Below are 2,718 nucleotides of genomic sequence, written 5' to 3'. Positions count from 1 at the left end.
TAAGTGGCTGCTTGAATATTGAGCGTCATACCAGCTGCAATATCAACGGCAAAAGGTGTTGGCAGCCATGCAATACTGTTATGGCAGCGGGCACATAATAGTCCGCTGCTAAAACGTTGATTAAATTGCTTGCGTGTATTGGCAAAAAACGAATGAGGACTTGATAAGGAAGGGTTTGGTAATGAGTGACTTTGTAAGAGCTGCGACTGCGGTATGCTACGATAAACCGCGCATAACTGGCAGCGTATGTTGATATACTCTGCCAGCCATAGGCCAGTTTGATAAGGTGCTAAGCGGCGCATAGTCTATTATTTGTCATAAGTCATGGTGAGGCTCGCTTATATCAGAGACCTTTCCAATCGTTAAGCACGATACCGAAGCCGATAGAGGTACTTTCATAGTTATAATTGACAATAGACTCGCCATAACCTTGGAATAACTGCACTATGCCATTGACGTTTTCTGACAATGGATACATATAGTCGATTTGTGCAGCGCCCTTATTAGTGCTTGGATTGTAACGCAAGGTACCGCTAATACTCTGCTGATTAGGAAAATCATATAAGAACTTGATATCGCCATAACCCATATAGTCTTCGATATCTGGATTGTCATCATCGCTTTTACTATCACTGTTCACGGTAGCCCATAGACGCGGTATGACTGATAGGTTACCCCACTCTGCACCCGCCATCAGATAAGCACGGTTCCATGACCGCGATAATGGATCATCCTGTCCATTCGAGTGATGAACAGCACCAGCGCCTAACATACGTAAACGTCCGCCAAAAGGCAGGTCTGCCGTCACAGGTTGTGTCAAAAACACTTCAGGTTGATAGTCGGTAGCACGAAATGGACGTGAGTTGTCTTCATTATAGACCTGCCAATGCGATTCTTGAGTGTAACCAAACCATAGGTCAGCATTGGTATCGAATAAATCTTCTGCAACTTTAGTCTTCAATGATAATTGAAACTTTAAGTCCGTGTTACGCGTATCATTAGACGTTAAAGGTTTTTCAGGTTGAGGTCGAGAAGGACTATTTGGATTTAAATTGGGATCAAAAGTATAAAACAACGGCAATAGATAAGTCGGACGGTATGGTCTTGCTGTCCAAGTACCACGTTCACTATTTTGATCGAGATCATAAGCCAAGCTTAACGGCGTGTATTTTTCGATATCTGTTTGAGTGACACCGACACTTTCTAATACCTCTGCTTCTCTTTGTGTCAGTCCAACCGTATCTAAACTTTCAGTTGCCACAGGTGTATCTATCTCATCATCCTTTGGATGGTTACTAGACACCTTTTTAGAGATGACCGTACCGCTAGCAGTTTTAATGATGCTGGTTTCTTCTGCCAATATCACCTGCGGATTGCCTGAGAAGCTACTTTGAAACGTTTTTGCTAAATCTACTGGCTGTTTGCTTGTAACAAAACTTGGCGTTTTTCCTTGTTCAGCAACCTTATCAAAGCATGCCAACCGCGCAGAGCTGGTCTGTACTTGAGCACATTCAAGAAACAGCTTCGCTTGCTGAGCAATAAACTCTTTGCTGACCACATTGCGAGTCTGCACAGCAGTCGTTGTATTTATCGATTGCTGGTTCTTAGTCTCTGGTAGCTCATACTCTTCGTACTCAAACGCCGCTTCTGGGAATGGCAATTCATTGAAACTCTGCGCCTTATCCTCCGCCTGCGCTTGTACCGTAAAGCAAGTGAGTGCGACGCCAACAGCAATATTCAGATAACATTTAGTCGTTTGGAGCATGATTGTTTTTGGCGCTTTACTGTTATTAAAAGAGGGACGCTGCGAAGTAATATTGGAAAACATAAGTATCCTTTATTCAACTGAGCCTAATTGACCATGATAGTCGTCAGTAGAATATATGAGATGATTGATATAACTATTAGCGACGGCGCTAAACTAGCGTAAAAAGTAATAAATATTAGGTGTTATTGCAGATAAAGATTTGCTATCACGCTGAACCATATGAGTTTAGCAATGTTGCTTTATTGTAATGAAAACGTACACACTATACTAGCTTTATTGCCTTATTAGATACAAGTATATGAGTATAAATGAGGTAAAAACAAATACTTATAGTTGCCACAATAAATGAAAAAAAGCCAACATACCGTCACGGTACATTGGCTTTTTTATAGTCAGTAGAAGATGAAGCCTTTGAAGCTAATACTTATTCATTCAGTGCCGTCAAAGTCTGCTCAAACTCTGCGCGACCAATCTCGCCTACTTGCTTTTGTAGCAGTTGACCGTCTTTATAATATAGTAGTGATGGTGGACCAAACAGTTGATACCGCGCTAAAATTGCTTTGGAATCCGCTGTAGTTTCCGTAATATCCAGTCGTACTAACTGCCAATTTTGCATTTGCGCTGGACGATTGGTAAATAAATTCTTATCCATAATACGGCATTCGATACACCAATCAGCGGTTAAATCGACAATTACTTTAGGGTTAGCAGCAGTGATGGCGTCCAATTCTGCCAACGTTGTGATGTGCTTATCTGAGGTATTTGAGGCACTGTTTTGACCATCAGCAGACTGCACTAGCATGGGAGCCGTGCTCAATGAAGCTAAAGGAGCTAAACTGTCATCATTGCCGAGTGCAGCACCAATAACCAAGGTAGCCGCCCAAATACCGGCAATCAAACCGATGGATTGCGACAGCATCCTGCCTTTTCCAAGCCAGCTCCATGCCCAT

2 protein-coding genes and 1 pseudogene are annotated in these 2,718 nt (G+C 42.3%); all 3 read right to left on the bottom strand.

Features of this window, described 5'->3' with window-relative positions:
• Positions 1 to 302 (bottom strand): annotated as a pseudogene (locus tag VLN09_RS09600) (ComF family protein); the annotation flags it as partial.
• Between the two features lie 41 nt (positions 303 to 343).
• Entirely contained in the window at positions 344 to 1,828 is a 1,485-nt protein-coding gene (locus VLN09_RS09595) for a phospholipase A (protein ID WP_325245972.1), read from the bottom strand.
• Between the two features lie 364 nt (positions 1,829 to 2,192).
• A partial coding sequence (locus tag VLN09_RS09590) for a thioredoxin domain-containing protein (RefSeq protein ID WP_325245970.1) occupies positions 2,193 to 2,718 on the bottom strand: 526 nt, incomplete at its 5' end.

The sequence above is a fragment of the Psychrobacter sp. genome (assembly GCF_035469765.1).
Classification (GTDB): domain Bacteria; phylum Pseudomonadota; class Gammaproteobacteria; order Pseudomonadales; family Moraxellaceae; genus Psychrobacter.
The sequence above is the reverse complement of the archived record's forward strand: the minus strand, read 5'-3'. Positions and strand labels throughout refer to the sequence as shown.

What these genes read in the sequence shown, in the direction of transcription:
- VLN09_RS09595 (WP_325245972.1), bottom strand. Translation starts at nt 1,828, where the DNA reads ATGTTTTCCAATATTACTTCGCAGCGTCCCTCTTTTAATAACAGTAAA.